The organism is Asticcacaulis sp., from assembly GCF_047605585.1.
Taxonomy (GTDB): Bacteria; Pseudomonadota; Alphaproteobacteria; order Caulobacterales; family Caulobacteraceae; genus Asticcacaulis.
On record NZ_JASGFK010000005.1, the window covers coordinates 99,723 to 115,328 of the forward strand.

Consider the following 15,606-nt stretch of genomic DNA (forward strand, 5'->3'; position numbering starts at 1 on the left):
CCCCACTGGTGTTGTGACCGCCCCTTCCCGCCTGCCGGGAAGGGGTTATTTTTTGGCCGCGACATCGGCTATTTCAAAAGCGGCCTCGAAGCCGTCCGCGAGATTTCGCAAGCTCAGCCGCCCGCCATGCAGCTGTGCGATACGTTCGGCAATGGCCAGACCAAGCCCGGTGCCGCTGGTGGCAAAGGCGCCGTCAACAAGCGGCTGGCGGGCGCTGTCGCCGCGCACGAAGGGCTCGGTCAGGGTGGCCAGCTGATCTTCCGCCACACCGGAACCATGATCGCGCACACGGATCAGCCATTGACTGCCTTCCCGCCGGCAGGAAAGCTCGAACGGCGGCTGGCCGTAGCGCAAGGCATTCTCTATCAGGTTGGTCAGTGCACGGCGCAGCGCCTCGGGGCGGCCGGCGCAGCGATCGTCCGGCATGATGCCGTCCCAGACCAGGCCCGCAGGCCCGTAATCCTTGACCAGATCGACAAACAGCGCGCGCAGGTCAAGCGGCGCCACCGTCTCGGCATCAAAGCCACGCGCGAACATCAGGAATTGTGACAGGATGCGGTCGATACTGTCGATCTGGCGGCGCGCCGTGCCTGTCAGCGACTCGTCCTCGCCCTTCATCATCTCGAAGGCCAGTTTCAGCTTGGCCAGAGGTGTACGGACATCATGGGAGATACCAGCCAGGATCAGGCGGCGGTCGTCTTCGGCCTTGGCGAGACGGTCGGTCATCAGGTTGAAACTGCGCGACAGGTCGGCGATTTCGAGCGGCCCCTGCTCGCTCAGACGGGCGGGCGGCGCTGCCAGACGATAGGTTTCAGTGGCGTCACGCAGGGCGTTCAGTGGCCGCAGCAGGCGGCGGCTCAGGATCGCCGCGGCCAGCAGGGCCAGGCCGACCGTGGAAAGCGCGCCCGCCAGCAGCAGGCCTGTGGGGCCCAGCAGGGGCGGGGATTTCACGCTGATCCAATAGGGCTGGCCACCCAGCCAGACGTGCATCCACAACTTGCGGCTATGATCCGTCCGCCAGTAGAGATCGGTCCGGTCGCCCATGGCCTTGACGAGCTGGCGCATGAAGGCCCGTTCCAGCAGACGCGGTGGCGGGCCGGTATCGTCCGGCGGCTTCGCCCCCGCCCACACCTGGATATAGGACGATTTCGCCAGGTGACTCATCAGGCGGGCGCGCTCGGCCGCGGGCGCATCGGCCAGGGTATCGGAGAGGGAGGCAACATTTTCGGCCATCACCCCAGCCACCCGCTGCAGCTCCGGCCGCAGCACCAGGAGCGTGAACATCAGTATGCTGAGAATCTGCGCCACGCCGACGATGAGGACCGTCAGGGCCACGGTCTGGCCCCACAGGCTGTCAAGACGCAGTCCGAACCGGAAGCTTTTCATTCTGGCGCCTTTGCAAAGACATAGCCGTGTCCCCAGACCGTCTTTACCCATTCCGGATGGGCCGGATCGGCTTCGATCAGCCGGCGCAGGCGCACGATCTGGACATCAACGGCACGGTCGGTCACCTCGGCATCGCGCCCCATGGCCAGGTCGATGATCTGGGCGCGGGAGAGGGGCCGCCCGGCATGCTGCAGCAGCACCTTGAGCAAAACGAATTCACGCGTGCTAAGCTCTATCGGGTGATCGTCACGCGTCAGTTGCATCCGGCCGAGATCGAGCCGGAAGGGACCGAACCTTACCTCTCCCTCACCGGTGACGAGATGCGCCGCCACCGGCCGGCGGCGCTGGATGGCGGCGATGCGCGCCAGCAGCTCGCGCGGCACGAAGGGCTTGGGCAGGTAGTCGTCCGCGCCCATTTCGAGCCCCAGTATGCGGTCGATCGGGTCGCCCTTCGCCGTCAGCATGATGATGGGCGTATCGACGCCGGCGGCGCGCAAGCGGCAGCAGACGCTCAGACCGTCCTCGTCCGGCATCATCAGGTCGAGGATCAGCAGGTCTGCGGGTTCACGCGCCAAAGCCCGGTCGAGCGCCTTGGCATCGGGCACGGTTCGGACGGCAAAGCCGTTTTCGCTGAGGTAGCGCTGCAGAAGGCCGCGCATCTCGGCGTCGTCATCCAGCACGATCAGGCGGGCGGGCGTTGCGGTCATGGCATCTCCAGTCGCCGGCACCTTACCGGAAGCCACAGACTGGAGCAGCGCTGAAGATGTTACAAGCTGTTACGGCGCGGCCCGTTCGCAGCATCCGGTAACATCTCTGCGTTTCGCGTCGCTTTTGCGTAACAGCGCCCGCCTAAGCCTGATCTCCGTCAAGACGTGACACCCCATCCACGGATCAAACAGGAGAACAGAATGAAAAAGACGCTTATCACCACCGCGGCCGCCGTCCTCGCACTGCTGACCCTCGCCGACACTGCCTCGGCCGCCACCGGCCATGTCCGCGCGCGTGGCGCCAATGGCACCGTGGCCGCCGGTACGAAGAACGGCAACAGCTATGTCCGTGCCCGCGGCACCACGACCAACAGCGATGGCAGCACTACCACGGCCAGCGGCGGCGCTTTCAAGACCAATACCGGCGCCTATGGCGCGCGGGGCTCGACCACCACGGTCAATCCGGACGGTTCGGCCACCCATTCGGGGAGTGCCTATGCCTCCGGCGCCAAGGGCACCGCCAGCACCTCCGGCGGTTTCACGCGCAATGCCGATGGCACGGTCTCCGGAGCGCGCAGCACCGATGTCACAAATGCCACCACCGGCAACAGCTACAGCGGCACCACCAGCTATGACAGCACGACCGGTGTGACGCACAGCGCCACCTGCCATGACGCCTCCGGCGCCGAAATCGCTTGCCCGACGCGCTGACGCCCTTTCCCCTGCGCCCACCGGCGCAGGGGGGCCCTTTTTCCGGAGTTCGCCATGAAATCCTTCGCCCTTTCCCTCCTTCTCTGCACCCTCGTCCTGCCGGCAGCACCGACCCTGGCGCGCCAGGCGCCGCCCATGCCCCCAGCCATCAGCCCTGAACAGATGCAACAGGCCATTAATCGCGTCAAAGAGGCCGACAGCAATCACGACGGCATGATCACACGTGTCGAATGGCAGACATATCGCACCGCCCAGTTCAGCCACTTCGACCGCAATGGCGACGGCGTCCTCTCCGAAGCCGATCGGCCGCGCCTTGCCGGCAGACGCAATGGCGGACGGCTGGCCGAAATGATGGCCCTGCTCGACCAGAACCACGATGGCCAGGTCAGCCGCGCCGAATTCGTCAACGGTCCGATGCCGGCCTTCGACCAGGCCGATCTCGATCACAACGGCGTGGTCGATGGCTACGAAATCAAGCAGGCGGAGACACGTCTGCCATGATGCACAACATGACCCATAACCTCTATCATGGCGTATTTATCTGGGTCGCCCTGGCCTTCGTGATCGCCGAGGCGCTTTACATCGCCCTGGTGCGCCGGGAAGCCTACGATGTCCGCCAGACGGCGGCTTCGCTGGGCGTGGCGGTCGGCAATGCCCTGCTGCGCCCCGTGACAGGGCTGGTCATCATGACCGTCTTTCCGTTTGTGGCGCAGTTCGCGCCCTGGCATCTGTCAATGCGCGATCCCTGGGTATGGATCGCCGGGTTCCTGGGCTTCGAGTGTCTCTATTACTGGATGCACCGCTTCAGCCACACGATCCGCTGGATGTGGGTCTCGCATGCTGTTCACCATTCCGCCAACAGCTTCAACCTGCCTGCAGCGATGCGACTGGGCTGGACCGGCGTGCTGTCCTGCGAATGGCTGGCCTTCCTGCCCATGGTTCTGCTGGGTTTTTCGCCCTTGATGGTGGTCATCCTGCTGTCGGCCAATCTCACCTATCAGTTCTTCCTGCATACCGAACTGTCGCCGAAATGGGGCGTGCTGGAACAGGTGCTCAATACACCGGCCCACCACCGCATTCACCATGCCTCGAACCTGCAGTATCTCGACCGAAATTTCGGCGGTGTGCTGATCGTCTTCGACCGGTGGTTCGGCACCTTCGCCGAGGACGACCGCAGCGAGCCCGTGGTGTTCGGGCTGACGACGCCGATCCGCTCCTACAATCCCTTCGTCATTGCCCTGCGCGAATGGGGACGGATGTGGCGCGACCTGAAGCGGTCCAGATCGGTAACCGAAGCGGCCCTGACCCTGTTCGGCCGGCCGAAATAAACACTCGCGTTTTTTAGAGCGCCGATCCGATCGCATTGCATCGGCGCTCTAATTCTTTGCTTTAACGTACGTATTAATTCGAAAAGTGCGTCACACTTTTCCAAAACGAAGTCTGGCGAAGCCCAGGCGCTCTAGCTGAAATTCTTCAGCTCCGGCCACAGCGTGACCCAATCGACCTTCAGCCCCTGGCACCAGGCAATGGTCTTGCCGTTTTCATAGGCCATGGCGTCACGCGAATAGGTTTCGCCCAGAATGACGGTCTTCTGGCAATAGGGCTCAAGCCGGTCGGGATTGTTCTGCACCACCAGCAGATTGACCGGGTGCTGGCCGCGCAGCCCCCAGAAATAATACTGGTTATGGCCGCTGATCACCGGCGGCAGGTCATAGGTCTTGCCGTAAATATCCAGCGCCGCCGCCTCGCCATAGTTTTCCAGCTTAATTCCGGTGCGGGCACGCTCGGCGGCCGGTATTTTTTGCCAGGCCGCACCGACCTGATCTGTAAAATCATGCCAGCCCAGCTGATCGGCGAACAGTTGCGGCAACAGCGTGCCCTTGAAGCTTTTCTCCTGCTGCTGTGGCTTGATGGGTGCGTGCTCGATATAGGTTCGCAGGGCCTCGACCGACAGCACAGGCAAGGCGAGCGGCGCCGCGAAGGCAGAGAGGCCCACCGCCAGAAGGCCCCAACCCGCCAAAGCGCTCCGGGCTACGGTTTTGTGGGCCCAATGCGCCCAGGCGACAGCCCCGATAACGAACATGGTCGGATAGGTGGCGGCGATATAGTAGTCCTTGCCATGCATGAGGAGCGTCAGGCCGAAACTGGCCAGGAAGGCGATGGCGAGAAAGCGCACCGGCTTCAGGGCCGGGATGACGAAAGGCGCCACCACCCCGGCGATCCACACCGGCGCCAGCAGGGGATTCATCACCAGGACCTGATTGATGATATAGCCGAGCGGCGGAACATCTGTATTCTTGGCACGGGCGGCCGCGGCCAGTTCGAGAAACGGCCAACCATGTGTCGCCTGCCAGACGATCGATGGCAGACCGATGGCAACCGCAATCACAGCGCCTAACCACAGCATCCGGTCGCGGAAAACCCGGCGTTCGGGCGTGGCCAGCAGGCCGACGATCAGAGCGATCGCCCAGGTATAGAGGGCATATTTCAGTTCGAAATCGATCCCCGCCACGACGCCACACCACAGAAGCGCGGAACGATCTCCGTCACGGGTCGCTTTGACCAGCAGATAGGCGATCAGGGTCCAGGCTAAAGGATCAAAGCTGGTGGTATTGAGTGTGGCCGCCATCCCCATCAGCATCGGGGCGATCGTGACGCAGATACCAGCGCCGATGGCGGCAAAGGTATCGCCGCCGAGCAGCCGGGCAAACCGGACCGCCAGCCAGACTAAGGCACCGGCAGCCAGGGTGGCGGGCAGCCGCAGCATCCAGGCATTATGGCCCAGCGCGTAGAAGCTGGCGGAAAGCAGCGGGATCAATGGCGGTTGATCGGCATAACCGAAGGCCGGATGACGCCCGCAGACAATGAAATACAGCTCATCGCGGAAAACATCGTAACGCCCGGCAAAGGCGGCATGCAGGGCAAAGGCCAGCATGCCCAGCCCCAGGGCGAGATAGTCCTGTTTCCAGCCCAGTTGCTGCTTCGCCATGCCCCGCCCTCCAAAAACCTAAGCTCTCGTACAGGCCACCGGCGCGTGGCGTCAAGCCTTGAGGCCCTTGGCGCCTTCAACCAGTTCGGCCACCACCGTCGGATCGGCGAGCGTCGTGATATCGCCCAGTTGATCCGGCTGCCCTTCGGCGATCTTGCGCAGGATGCGGCGCATGATCTTGCCAGACCGCGTCTTCGGCAGGCCCGGCGCCCACTGGATGACATCCGGCGAGGCCAGCGGTCCGATCTCGGCGCGCACATGATCGCGCAGTTCCTTTTTCAGCGCATCGGTCGCCTCGACACCGGCTTTCAGCGTGACATAGCACCAGATGCCCTGGCCCTTGATATCGTGCGGGAAGCCAACCACCGCGGACTCGGCCACGGCGTGATGCCCGACCAGGGCGCTTTCGATCTCGGCGGTCCCTAAGCGGTGGCCGGAAACGTTCAGCACGTCATCGACGCGACCAGTGATCCAGTAATAGCCGTCCTCGTCGCGCCGGCAGCCGTCGCCGGTGAAATACTTGCCGGGATAGGTCGAGAAATAGGTATCGAGGAAGCGCTGGTGATCGCCATAGACGCTACGCATCTGGCCCGGCCAGCTATCGGCGATGCACAGATTGCCCTCAACCGCACCCTCCAGCACCTTGCCTTCGGCATCGACCAGAACCGGCACGACACCCGGCAAGGCCTTGGTGGCCGAACCCGGTTTCAGCGGCGTGGCGCCCGGCACCGGCGTGATCAGATGGCCGCCGGTCTCGGTCTGCCACCAGGTATCGACGATGGGGCAATTGCCGTTGCCAATGACGCGGTGATACCACAGCCAGGCTTCCGGATTGATCGGCTCACCGACGGTGCCGAGCACGCGCAAGCTTGCGCGCGAGGTCGAGGTCACCGGCTCGTCGCCAAAGCGCATCAGGGCGCGGATGGCGGTCGGGGCGGTGTAAAAGATATTGACCTTGTGCTTGTCGACCACGTTCCAGAAGCGCGAATTATCCGGATAGTTGGGCACGCCCTCGAACATCAGCGAGATGGCGCCATTGGCCAGCGGGCCGTAGACGACATAGGAATGGCCCGTCACCCAGCCGATATCGGCGGTGCACCAGTAGATGTCGCCATCCTGATAATCGAAGGCGGTCTTGTGGGTATAGGCCGCCCAGGCGAGATAGCCACCGGTGGTATGCAGCACGCCCTTGGGCTTGCCGGTAGAGCCGGAGGTATAGAGGATGAACAAAGGATCTTCGGCGTTCATCGGCTCCGGCGCGCACTCGTCCGAAATGCCTTCCAGCGCTTCCGGCACACTGACATCGCGGCCGCCATGCTTGAGGTAGTGCGCCTTGGTGTGTTCGACGACCAGAACGGTCTGGACATTCGGGCATTGCAGCAGAGCCAGGTCGACATTGGCCTTGAGCGGAATGATCTTGCCGCCGCGCAGGCCTTCATTGGCGGTGACAACGACATCCGAACGACAGTCCTGGATACGGCTGGCGATGCTGTCCGGCGAGAAGCCGCCAAAGACGATATTGTGCACGGCGCCGATGCGGGTACAGGCCAGCATGAAGAAGGCTGCTTCCGGCACCATCGGCAGGTAGAGGGTGACGCGATCGCCCTTCTTGACACCATACTTTTTCAGCAGGTTGGCGCGCTTGTTCACTTCCCTGGCGAGCTGATTATAGGTGACGGTGTAGGAGACCGAGGGATCATCGCCTTCGAAGATCAGCGCCACCTGCTCACCGCGCGTCGCCAAGTGGCGGTCGATGCAGTTCACCGAGACATTGAGCACGCCATCGTAAAACCAGCGGATACGGAAGTCCTCGCGATGGAACGACACGTCCTTGACCTTGGTATAGGGCTGCATCCAGGCCAGGGCATCGCCCAGCGTGCGCCAATGCGCATCAGGATCGGTCTCGAACAGCTTGTGCTGCGCGGCCAGACCATCAGCGGTGAGCGTCTTCGGACGAATGAAATCGGCCGGCACGCGGAACAGGGTATCGTCACTCATTGGGTATGTCCTGGAAGTCGTCTGCCTGGGTGTTTTTTGTTGGCGCGAACTTAAGGCTCATGGATTCCAGAGTCCATAAGACCAATGCGAAAAAACCCGCCACGGAGGGGTTCTGGCCCTCGGGCGATGCAGAATGCGACAGCAAAGGTTGCCTATGCCCCTTTCCGGTGCGTATGGTTGCGCTAGTTGAGACTTCGGAGTTCGCCATGCTGCTGCATATGTCCACCTGGAAAGAGATCGACACGCGCCTGAAAGCCTCTCGCACCGTCATCATTCCCATCGGTTCCAATGAGCAGCACGGGCCGATGGGCCTGCTCGGCACCGACTGGCTGTGCCCGGAAATCATCGCCCATGCCGCCGAAAAGGAAGGCGATCTCCTGATCGCCCCCACCTTCAATATCGGCATGGCGCAGCATCACCTCGGCTTTTCCGGCACCATATCCTTGCGCCCCACCACCTTCATGGCCGCCATCGAGGACTGGGTGGATTCGCTGGCCCGGCATGGCTTCGACCGCATCTATTTCCTCAATGGCCATGGCGGCAATATCGCCACCATCGAAGCCACCTTTTCGCAGATCTATTCGCACTATTCTTTTGCGGCCGAGCCCTGCCCCTTCATCCTGAAACTGCGCAACTGGTGGGATTTGCCGGGCATTGCCAGCCTGTGCGCCCGGCTGTATCCGCAAGGGCACGGCAGCCACGCCACGCCATCCGAGATCGCCGTCACCTTCGCCGCCTATCCTGACTTCGTGAAGTCGGCGGCGATGGAACCGCAGATCGCCGCCACCGGCCCGATCCGCGACGCGCTGGATTACCGCGACCGCTTCCCCGACGGCCGCATCGGCTCGGATTCCTCGCTGGCGACGATCGAACAGGGCGAGCAGATCATTGCTGCCGCGGTTAAGGGCCTGCTCGACGACGTGGCGAAATTCGACGCCGAATAATCAGGCCTCCAGCAGCGCCTTCACCTTCGCCACATCTTCCGGTGTCGAGGGATTATAGATGACCAGTTGCAGGTCAGGGCGGCCATCGACCGCGAAGGCGCAATAGTCGAGCGCGATCCAGCCCAGATCGGGGTGATTGATCCGCTTGGGGTGATCGCCAAAACCGCTCTGCACATTGTTTTCGCGCCAGTAGCCCGCAAACTCTTCGCTCATCGCGCACAGCTCGTCGAGAAAGCCCTGCACCTCGTCCGCCGCCCCGGCGCGCACCACATCGGCGCGGAAGGTGGCGACAACAAAGCGCGCGATCCCCGGCCAGTCGGCCTGCCGACGCCGCACATGGTCAGACCCGAACATCAGCCGCAGGATATTGCGCTTGTCCGCCGGCATGGCGCCATAATCGGCCAGAATTTTCGTCGCGGCCCGGTTCCAGCCGACAATGTCCCAGGTCGGCGTCTTGATATAGGCGGCGCTGTAAGGCAGGGCGTCCAAGATGCCCTGCAGGCGCGGACTGATGCTCTCCGGCGTGCGATAATGCACTTCCGGCGGACGCCCCAGCCCCAGCAGGAAGAGATGCTCGTGCTCGGCCTCGGTCAGCATCAGGGCACGCGAAATCCGCGTCAGCACATCGGCCGAAGCCGCCCCGCCGCGCCCCTGCTCCAGCCAGGTATACCAGGTGGCGCTGACATGGGCGCGCTGCGCCACCTCCTCGCGCCTGAGACCCGGCGTGCGCCGGCGCGTCAGCGGAATGCCGAAAGCGGTCGGATCGAGCCGCGCGCGGCGATCTTTCAGAAAGGCGCCCAGGGCATTATCATCAGCCATGCTGTTAATCATTATACCTGTATAAAATCCCGTCTTTTACCCGGATAATTTACGCGTCATATCACCTCCTGTCCAGTTTCATTGGAGATTTGAAGATGAGAGTATTTGTAACCGGTGCGTCCGGCTGGGTGGGTTCGGTGGTGACGCAGGAGCTTTTGCGCAACGGCCATTCTGTGCTGGGCCTGGCGCGCTCGGACGACTCCGCCGCCAAAGTAGCTGCCATGGGGGCAGAGGTGCTGCGCGGCGATGTGCAGGATATCGACAGCTTGGTTGAGGGCGCGAAATCGGCTGATGGCGTGATCCATACCGCCTTCATCCACGACTTCACCAGGTTCGCCGAGAATTGCGAGATCGACCGTCGCGCCATCACCGCCATGGCCGATGTGCTGACGGGCAGCGAAAAGCCGTTTGTCATCACCTCAGGCACCGGCGTGGTCGCTTCGGCCGGTCGTGGCACGGAAGATGTCCGGGTCGCCGATGTGCGCACGTCCATGCCGCGCATCGCCTCGGAACAGGCCGCCGAAGCCGCCGCCGCCAAGGGCGTCAATGTTTCGGTGGTACGCCTGTCACCCAGCGTGCATGGCGCCGGCGATCATGGCTTCGTGCCGATCCTGATCGGCCTGGCGAAGGAAAAAGGCGTGGCCGCCTATGTCGGCGATGGCGGCAATGTCTGGCCCGGCGTCCATCGCCTCGACGCCGCGCGACTCTACCGCCTGGCCTTGGAACGCAACGCCAAGGACGCCCGTTATCACGCGGCGGAAAACAGCGGCACACCGTTCCGCGATATCGCAACGGTCATCGGCAAGCATCTCGATGTGCCTGTGGTCAGCCTGTCGCAAGAAGCGGCCGCCGCACACTTCGGCTGGTTCCATCACTTCGCCATGATGAACAACCCGACCTCCAGCGACTGGACCCGCGAAACGCTGGGCTGGGCGCCGACGCAACCCGACCTGCTGAGCGATCTCGCCGCCTCTTACTTCAGCTAAACAAAAAGGGCACTGGCCGCCTGACCAGTGCCCTCTTCTTCTGGCAACCGTGAAACGCCTATTCCACGTAGTTGCTGTCGATCGAGGCAAACACGATGCCCGGCTTGGCAATCTGGGCCAGTTCCACGGCGCCGGTCGCATCGATGTGCGCCTTGCCGTCAACGGCATAGGCGGTGTTGTTCGAAACGTAGTTGTAGGTGAAATAGGTGCTGATCGCGCCGTCATTAACCTTGCAGGCCTCGATCTTGATCAGGCGCTTGCTCTGGGCCGGGGCGCTGCCGCGCACCTTGTCGGCGGCCGCATCGGCGATCTGCTTGCCGATGGCTTCTTCCTGGGCGGTGGTGCAGCTATGCGAAGACGGGCTGGTGAAGCTGCCGGCAAAGCTCGGCGTGGCGGCAGCGGAAACAGCCAGCAGGGCGGCGCCGGCGAAAAGGGTGATGGATTTCATCATGGGACACACTCACAAAGTTGAATGACGGTTTCTGGATCGTCACGGCCCTAAGAGAGGGGGAGAGGGCGGTCCGTGACAAACCCAGGCTGCACCACAATGACAGCGCTGTCATCAACAAATATCGCATTGCAACATTTTGTGATCGTATACGATTAATCAGAAAACTAGACCAACCTTAGCCACGCTTCGGAAAAACTTCCAACTGATGACGCAGCCTCTCCGCCATCGTCAAAAAAGATGGCCCCACCGGCACTTCAAAACCATATTCAGTCTCAAAATCACCCTTTTCCGCCCACGGCGGTCTGGATTCCAGTGAAAAACTTACATGAATAGTGTTTGGGCTACTTCGTTTGAAATAGAGATTGGGCTCAATAAATCCACAGTCCTGGCTTGAAGCAGCGCCAGACGCCACGGCAACAAGCCAGTCAGCCAAAGCCTCTACTTCCGTGGTCAGAAGACAGGGGTCCGTAAAACTCCACGACCTTCCATCAATTCCGGCATGACCCAAAACCATCAGCCAATTCGAATCATAAGCGTCGCGGATCTCGTTCGGAAATTGATAGCCCACTATCTTTAACCCCAGCCAGGATTCACCGTTGGCCAGCAAGGCGTCCCCTTGATCCAGAAGATCATTCGAGGCAGCCGTTTCCAAAGCCAACGCGCGCTTCTTACCCAAGAATAAAAAGCTGCCTATACTCAGAAAACCAAGAAGCGCCCTTCGCAGCATCTCCCCCCCCTTATGAAGTTTAGACCCGCTCGCTTTTCAGCGGCCGAGACAGCAGGGCCTCGATGGCGCGGGACACGTCCATCTCTCCGATCAGAACAGCATTGACCGCCTCGCAGATCGGCAGTTCAACCCCGTGCTTGCGGCCGAGATCGACCACGGCTGGTGCCGACTGGACGCCCTCCGCCACCGACACCTTGCCTTCCAGGAACTGCGCCAGGGTCTGGCCCTGCCCCAGCGCCAGGCCGACACTCATATTGCGCGATTGCGGCGACGAGCAGGTCAGCACCAGATCACCCAGCCCACACAGGCCGGACATGGTTTCGAACTGTGCCCCGAGTGCAATCGCCATGCGCGACATTTCGGCGAAGCCGCGGGTAATCAGGGCGGCATGGGCATTGCGCCCCAGTCCACGCCCCTCGGCGATACCGCAGGCGATGGCGATAACGTTCTTGATCGCCCCGCCGGCCTCGGCGCCGATCAGGTCGGTCGATTGATAGGGGCGGAAGGTCGGCCCGGCCAGGGTGGCGGCGATGCGCGCACCCAGGGCTTCATCCGCGCAGGCCAGGGTCACGGCCGACGGCAGGCCCATGGCGACTTCCTTGGCAAAATTTGGCCCGGCCAGCACCCCCGGCACGGCTTGCGGCAGGACTTCCGCCAGCACCTCGGTCATGAGCGCATCGGTGCCGCGCTCGACCCCCTTGGCGCACAGCACCACCGGCAGCCCATCGCGCACATAGGGCTTGAAGGCCGTCAAGGTGGAACGCATGAACTGGGCCGGCGGCACAGCCAGGATCAGATCGCAGGCGGCCAGATCGGCGAAATCGCTGGTGGCGGTGATGGCGTCGGACAGCGTCACCCCGCCAAGATAGACGGCGTTTTCACGGGCGTCGTTGATCGCCTTGGCCACCTCGGCTTCACGGGCGTGGAGCACGACCGTATTGCCGCCGAGCGTCGCCACCTGCGCCAGGGCCGTGCCCCAGGCGCCGGCGCCGATCACGCCGACCTTGCTGAATGTCTGAACCGTCACGCCTTGGCTCCCTTGCGGCCGGAATATTTATGGATCGGCGCATTGGCGGCGCTGACTTCATCGAGCGGCCAGCGCGGCCGCGCAATGGTGCTCATGCCCGATACCGGATCGGGGAGCGCACCCTTGCCCAGCTTTTCATAATGTTCAAGCCCCGCCAGGGCGATCATGGCGGCATTATCCGTGCAGTATTTCAGCGGCGGCGCCTTGAGTGTGAAGCCATTCTTTTCCGCCGTGGCGGTCAGGGCCGTGCGCAGGGCCTGATTGGCCGCCACGCCGCCGGCCACCACAAAGGCCGGTTGGGTCACACTGTTTTGTTCTTTGAATAACTTCATGGCGCGATCGGAGCGCTCGACCAGTTGCCGGGCAATCGCCGCCTGCACCCCGGCGCAGAGATCGGCGCGGTCCTGTTTGGTCTTGACCTCGGCGTGGGCGATCATGGCGGCGGCCGTCTTGAGACCTGAGAAAGAAAAGTCGCAGTCCTTGCGACCCAGCAGGGCGCGCGGCAGGGTAAAGCGGCTGGCGTCGCCGGTTTTCGCGCAGGTCTCCAGCGCCGGCCCACCGGGATAGCCCAAGCCCAGCACCTTGGCGATCTTGTCGAAGGCCTCGCCCGCCGCATCATCGATCGTGGTGCCCAGACGTTCGTAATCACCGACGCCTTTCACACTCAAGAGCTGGCAATGTCCGCCGGAAATCAGCAGCAGCAAAAACGGGAACTGCACATCTTCCGTCAGGCGGGCGGAAAGCGCATGGCCCTCCAGATGGTTGATACCGATCAGCGGCAGGTCGCGCGCCAGGGCAAAGCCCTTAGCGAAGCTTAAGCCCACCATCACGCCGCCGATCAGCCCCGGCCCGGAGGTGGCGGCCACGAGATCGAGCGTCGGATCGCCGGCCTCAGCCAGCGCCTGCCGCGCCAGATCATCTATGGTTTCGACATGGCTGCGCGCGGCAATTTCCGGCACCACGCCGCCAAAGGCCTTGTGCTGCATCACCTGTGAATGGATCACCGACGACAGCACCTGCGTGCCGGTGCCGTCGCGACGCACCACGGCCACGGCGGTTTCGTCACAACTCGATTCAATGCCTAGAACGGTGAGGGTCTGCGTCATTAGGTTTCTACACCCCGTCATATAGTCGCACGTCAAGTGTTTTGCATTGATCCTGCATGACAAAGTGCTAGTGAAGGCCCATGAGCAAGCTGAAAATCGGTACACGCGGATCGAAACTGGCCCTGACCCAATGCGGCTGGGTACAGCGGCAGATTGTGGCCGCCATGGGCTTTGATCCGGCACAGGCGGATGACATCGCCCCCCTGACCATCATCACCACCCAGGGCGACCGCATCCAGGACCGCCGCCTGATCGAGGCGGGCGGCAAGCAGCTCTTCACCAAGGAAATCGAGGACGCCCTGTTGCGTGGCGATATCGATGTCGCCGTCCATTCGCTGAAGGACATGCCGGCCGCTGAAATCCCCGGCCTGTCGATCTGCGTCATTCCGCTGCGCGAAGACCCGCGCGACGCCTTTATCAGCCTCAAGTACGCACGTGTCGAAGATATGCCCGCCGGCGCCCGTCTGGGCACGGCCAGCCTGCGGCGCCAGGCGCAGATGCTCAGCCTGAGGCCTGATCTCGATATCGTCATGATCCGTGGCAATGTCGACACCCGCCTGGCCAAGCTGGCCGCCGGTGAGTGCGACGCCATGCTGCTGGCTGCGGCCGGGCTGAACCGTATGGGCCTGTCGCACCATATCCGCTCCTTTATCGATGCCGACATTCATGCCTCCGCCCCGGGACAGGGCGCGCTGGCCGTGCAATGCCGCAGCGAAGACCTCGGCGCCGACTGGATGCGCAAACTGCATCACGAACCGACCTTCCTCGCCGTCCAGGCCGAACGCGGCGCACTGGAGGCGCTCGAAGCCTCCTGCCGCACCGCTGTCGGCGCCTATGCGACCATTGAGGGCGACACCCTGTCGCTGTTCGTCGAAGCCTTGAGCGCCGATGGCAAGACCCGCTGGCAGCGGCGCGAAACCCTGCCGCAGCCGGACGCCCTGAGCGCCCGCAATCTGGGCCTGCGCCTCGGCGTCGAGATCAAGACCGAGGCCGGTCCTGACCTGATCCAGTACGGCGGCTAGAACCATGTCGTCGTCCGCGCTCCCCCTCGTCTGGATCACCCGAACGGCGGCGGGCGCGCAAAAGACGGCACGCGCGGTGGAAGCCCTGGGCTATGAGGCGCTGATCGCCCCCGTCCTGCGCGTGGCGCCGCTGAAACCGGTCATCGATCCGCATAGTTTTGACGCCGTGATCTTTACCAGCCGCAATGGGGTCGAGGCTTTTTCCAGCCTGTGCAGCCGCCGGGCGTTAACCGCCTGGTGCGTGGGCGAAGCCACGGCCGCCGCCGCGCAACAGCACGGCTTCCAGACGGTCATCAGTGCCGATGGCAATGTCGGCGACCTGATCGACTTGATCCGCCGCGACAGCGACCGCCACAGCCGTCTGCTCCATGCCGCGCCACGCGAGCCTGCCGGTGACCTTTGCGAAACCCTGCGCGCTGACGGTTTCCAAGTCAGCGAGGTGGCGGTTTACGAAACGCAAGCCATCAGGCCACCGCTGTCGCCGGCCGATCTGGCGCGCCTGCGACATATCCTGATCCATTCGCCCAGGGGTGGCCGCGCGGTGGCGGACGTTCTGCTCGCCCATTATGATAAACTGCACTTCCCCAAGCTCTGCTTTATCTGTATTTCTGAAGCGGCATGGCAGGGCTTGGAAACGACGCTTGGCAAGGCCATGGCAGCGGGCCTGGAGCGGCGCATCGCCGCCACGCCAGACGAGGCCGCCATGCTGAGGCTTTTAGATACGGACAAATAA

16 protein-coding genes are annotated in these 15,606 nt (G+C 63.0%); 7 read left to right on the plus strand and 9 right to left on the minus strand.

Features of this window, described 5'->3' with window-relative positions; all coding sequences use genetic code 11:
- Positions 1-45: 45 nt before the first annotated feature.
- Entirely contained in the window at positions 46-1,386 is a 1,341-nt protein-coding gene (locus QM647_RS13630) for an ATP-binding protein (protein WP_414996080.1), read from the minus strand.
- A complete protein-coding gene (locus tag QM647_RS13635) occupies positions 1,383-2,093 on the minus strand; it encodes a response regulator (RefSeq protein ID WP_414996081.1) in 711 nt (236 codons plus the stop codon). The genes QM647_RS13630 and QM647_RS13635 overlap by 4 nt, the downstream gene beginning before the upstream one ends.
- A 201-nt stretch (positions 2,094-2,294) precedes the next feature.
- Between QM647_RS13635 and QM647_RS13640 the strand changes: the two genes are divergently transcribed.
- Genes QM647_RS13640 through QM647_RS13650 form a run of 3 tightly spaced genes read left to right on the plus strand, consistent with a single transcriptional unit; the run spans position 2,295 to position 4,132 of the window.
- Complete coding sequence (locus tag QM647_RS13640; RefSeq protein ID WP_414996082.1) at positions 2,295-2,804, plus strand: hypothetical protein; 510 nt, start codon at positions 2,295-2,297, stop codon at positions 2,802-2,804.
- A gap of 54 nt (positions 2,805-2,858) precedes the next feature.
- Positions 2,859-3,305 (plus strand): EF-hand domain-containing protein, encoded by a 447-nt coding sequence (locus QM647_RS13645; RefSeq protein ID WP_414996083.1) that lies wholly within the window; start codon positions 2,859-2,861, stop codon positions 3,303-3,305.
- A gap of 8 nt (positions 3,306-3,313) precedes the next feature.
- Positions 3,314-4,132, plus strand: coding sequence for a sterol desaturase family protein (locus QM647_RS13650; RefSeq protein WP_414996084.1), 819 nt, complete (start codon positions 3,314-3,316; stop codon positions 4,130-4,132).
- A gap of 131 nt (positions 4,133-4,263) precedes the next feature.
- Here the strand turns inward: QM647_RS13650 and QM647_RS13655 are convergent, their stop codons facing one another.
- Both QM647_RS13655 and acs read right to left on the minus strand, forming a co-directional pair.
- On the minus strand, positions 4,264-5,793 hold the full coding sequence (locus QM647_RS13655; protein ID WP_414996085.1) for a glycosyltransferase family 39 protein: 1,530 nt from the start codon (positions 5,791-5,793) through the stop codon (positions 4,264-4,266).
- Positions 5,794-5,844: 51 nt separating this feature from the next.
- Positions 5,845-7,791, minus strand: coding sequence for an acetate--CoA ligase (acs, locus tag QM647_RS13660; protein WP_414996086.1), 1,947 nt, complete (start codon positions 7,789-7,791; stop codon positions 5,845-5,847).
- A gap of 206 nt (positions 7,792-7,997) precedes the next feature.
- Here acs and QM647_RS13665 point away from each other — a divergent pair, with 206 nt between their 5' ends.
- Positions 7,998-8,735, plus strand: coding sequence for a creatininase family protein (locus QM647_RS13665; protein WP_414996087.1), 738 nt, complete (start codon positions 7,998-8,000; stop codon positions 8,733-8,735).
- On the opposite strand, the gene QM647_RS13670 is transcribed toward QM647_RS13665, so the two are convergent.
- Entirely contained in the window at positions 8,736-9,554 is an 819-nt protein-coding gene (locus QM647_RS13670) for a helix-turn-helix transcriptional regulator (RefSeq protein WP_414996088.1), read from the minus strand.
- 95 nt (positions 9,555-9,649) lie between these two features.
- Between QM647_RS13670 and QM647_RS13675 the strand changes: the two genes are divergently transcribed.
- Positions 9,650-10,540, plus strand: a complete 891-nt coding sequence (locus QM647_RS13675) for an SDR family oxidoreductase (RefSeq protein WP_414996089.1) — start codon at positions 9,650-9,652, stop codon at positions 10,538-10,540.
- A 58-nt stretch (positions 10,541-10,598) separates the two neighbouring features.
- Here QM647_RS13675 and QM647_RS13680 read toward each other — a convergent pair whose 3' ends face one another.
- The 4 genes from QM647_RS13680 to tsaD form a co-directional block, all read right to left on the minus strand.
- Complete coding sequence (locus QM647_RS13680) at positions 10,599-10,991, minus strand: hypothetical protein (protein WP_414996090.1); 393 nt, start codon at positions 10,989-10,991, stop codon at positions 10,599-10,601.
- A gap of 175 nt (positions 10,992-11,166) precedes the next feature.
- Positions 11,167-11,718, minus strand: coding sequence for a hypothetical protein (locus QM647_RS13685; RefSeq protein WP_414996091.1), 552 nt, complete (start codon positions 11,716-11,718; stop codon positions 11,167-11,169).
- Positions 11,719-11,737: 19 nt separating this feature from the next.
- Positions 11,738-12,745: an NAD(P)H-dependent glycerol-3-phosphate dehydrogenase gene (locus QM647_RS13690; protein WP_414996092.1), complete on the minus strand. Its 1,008-nt coding sequence runs from the start codon at positions 12,743-12,745 to the stop codon at positions 11,738-11,740.
- On the minus strand, positions 12,742-13,851 hold the full coding sequence (gene tsaD, locus QM647_RS13695; protein ID WP_414996093.1) for a tRNA (adenosine(37)-N6)-threonylcarbamoyltransferase complex transferase subunit TsaD: 1,110 nt from the start codon (positions 13,849-13,851) through the stop codon (positions 12,742-12,744). Before tsaD ends, QM647_RS13690 begins: the two co-directional genes overlap by 4 nt.
- A gap of 80 nt (positions 13,852-13,931) precedes the next feature.
- Between tsaD and hemC the strand changes: the two genes are divergently transcribed.
- On the plus strand, positions 13,932-14,873 hold the full coding sequence (gene hemC, locus QM647_RS13700) for a hydroxymethylbilane synthase (protein WP_414996094.1): 942 nt from the start codon (positions 13,932-13,934) through the stop codon (positions 14,871-14,873).
- Positions 14,874-14,877: 4 nt separating this feature from the next.
- Positions 14,878-15,606, plus strand: coding sequence for a uroporphyrinogen-III synthase (locus QM647_RS13705; RefSeq protein ID WP_414996095.1), 729 nt, complete (start codon positions 14,878-14,880; stop codon positions 15,604-15,606).

Bases quoted from the DNA above. Each gene is read 5' to 3' on its own strand.
- QM647_RS13630 (WP_414996080.1), bottom strand. From the start codon at position 1,386: ATGAAAAGCTTCCGGTTCGGACTGCGTCTTGACAGCCTGTGGGGCCAG.
- QM647_RS13635 (WP_414996081.1), bottom strand. From the start codon at position 2,093: ATGACCGCAACGCCCGCCCGCCTGATCGTGCTGGATGACGACGCCGAG.
- QM647_RS13640 (WP_414996082.1), top strand. From the start codon at position 2,295: ATGAAAAAGACGCTTATCACCACCGCGGCCGCCGTCCTCGCACTGCTG.
- QM647_RS13645 (WP_414996083.1), top strand. From the start codon at position 2,859: ATGAAATCCTTCGCCCTTTCCCTCCTTCTCTGCACCCTCGTCCTGCCG.
- QM647_RS13650 (WP_414996084.1), top strand. From the start codon at position 3,314: ATGACCCATAACCTCTATCATGGCGTATTTATCTGGGTCGCCCTGGCC.
- QM647_RS13655 (WP_414996085.1), bottom strand. From the start codon at position 5,793: ATGGCGAAGCAGCAACTGGGCTGGAAACAGGACTATCTCGCCCTGGGG.
- acs (WP_414996086.1), bottom strand. From the start codon at position 7,791: ATGAGTGACGATACCCTGTTCCGCGTGCCGGCCGATTTCATTCGTCCG.
- QM647_RS13665 (WP_414996087.1), top strand. From the start codon at position 7,998: ATGCTGCTGCATATGTCCACCTGGAAAGAGATCGACACGCGCCTGAAA.
- QM647_RS13670 (WP_414996088.1), bottom strand. From the start codon at position 9,554: ATGGCTGATGATAATGCCCTGGGCGCCTTTCTGAAAGATCGCCGCGCG.
- QM647_RS13675 (WP_414996089.1), top strand. From the start codon at position 9,650: ATGAGAGTATTTGTAACCGGTGCGTCCGGCTGGGTGGGTTCGGTGGTG.
- QM647_RS13680 (WP_414996090.1), bottom strand. From the start codon at position 10,991: ATGATGAAATCCATCACCCTTTTCGCCGGCGCCGCCCTGCTGGCTGTT.
- QM647_RS13685 (WP_414996091.1), bottom strand. From the start codon at position 11,718: ATGCTGCGAAGGGCGCTTCTTGGTTTTCTGAGTATAGGCAGCTTTTTA.
- tsaD (WP_414996093.1), bottom strand. From the start codon at position 13,851: ATGACGCAGACCCTCACCGTTCTAGGCATTGAATCGAGTTGTGACGAA.
- hemC (WP_414996094.1), top strand. From the start codon at position 13,932: ATGAGCAAGCTGAAAATCGGTACACGCGGATCGAAACTGGCCCTGACC.
- QM647_RS13705 (WP_414996095.1), top strand. From the start codon at position 14,878: ATGTCGTCGTCCGCGCTCCCCCTCGTCTGGATCACCCGAACGGCGGCG.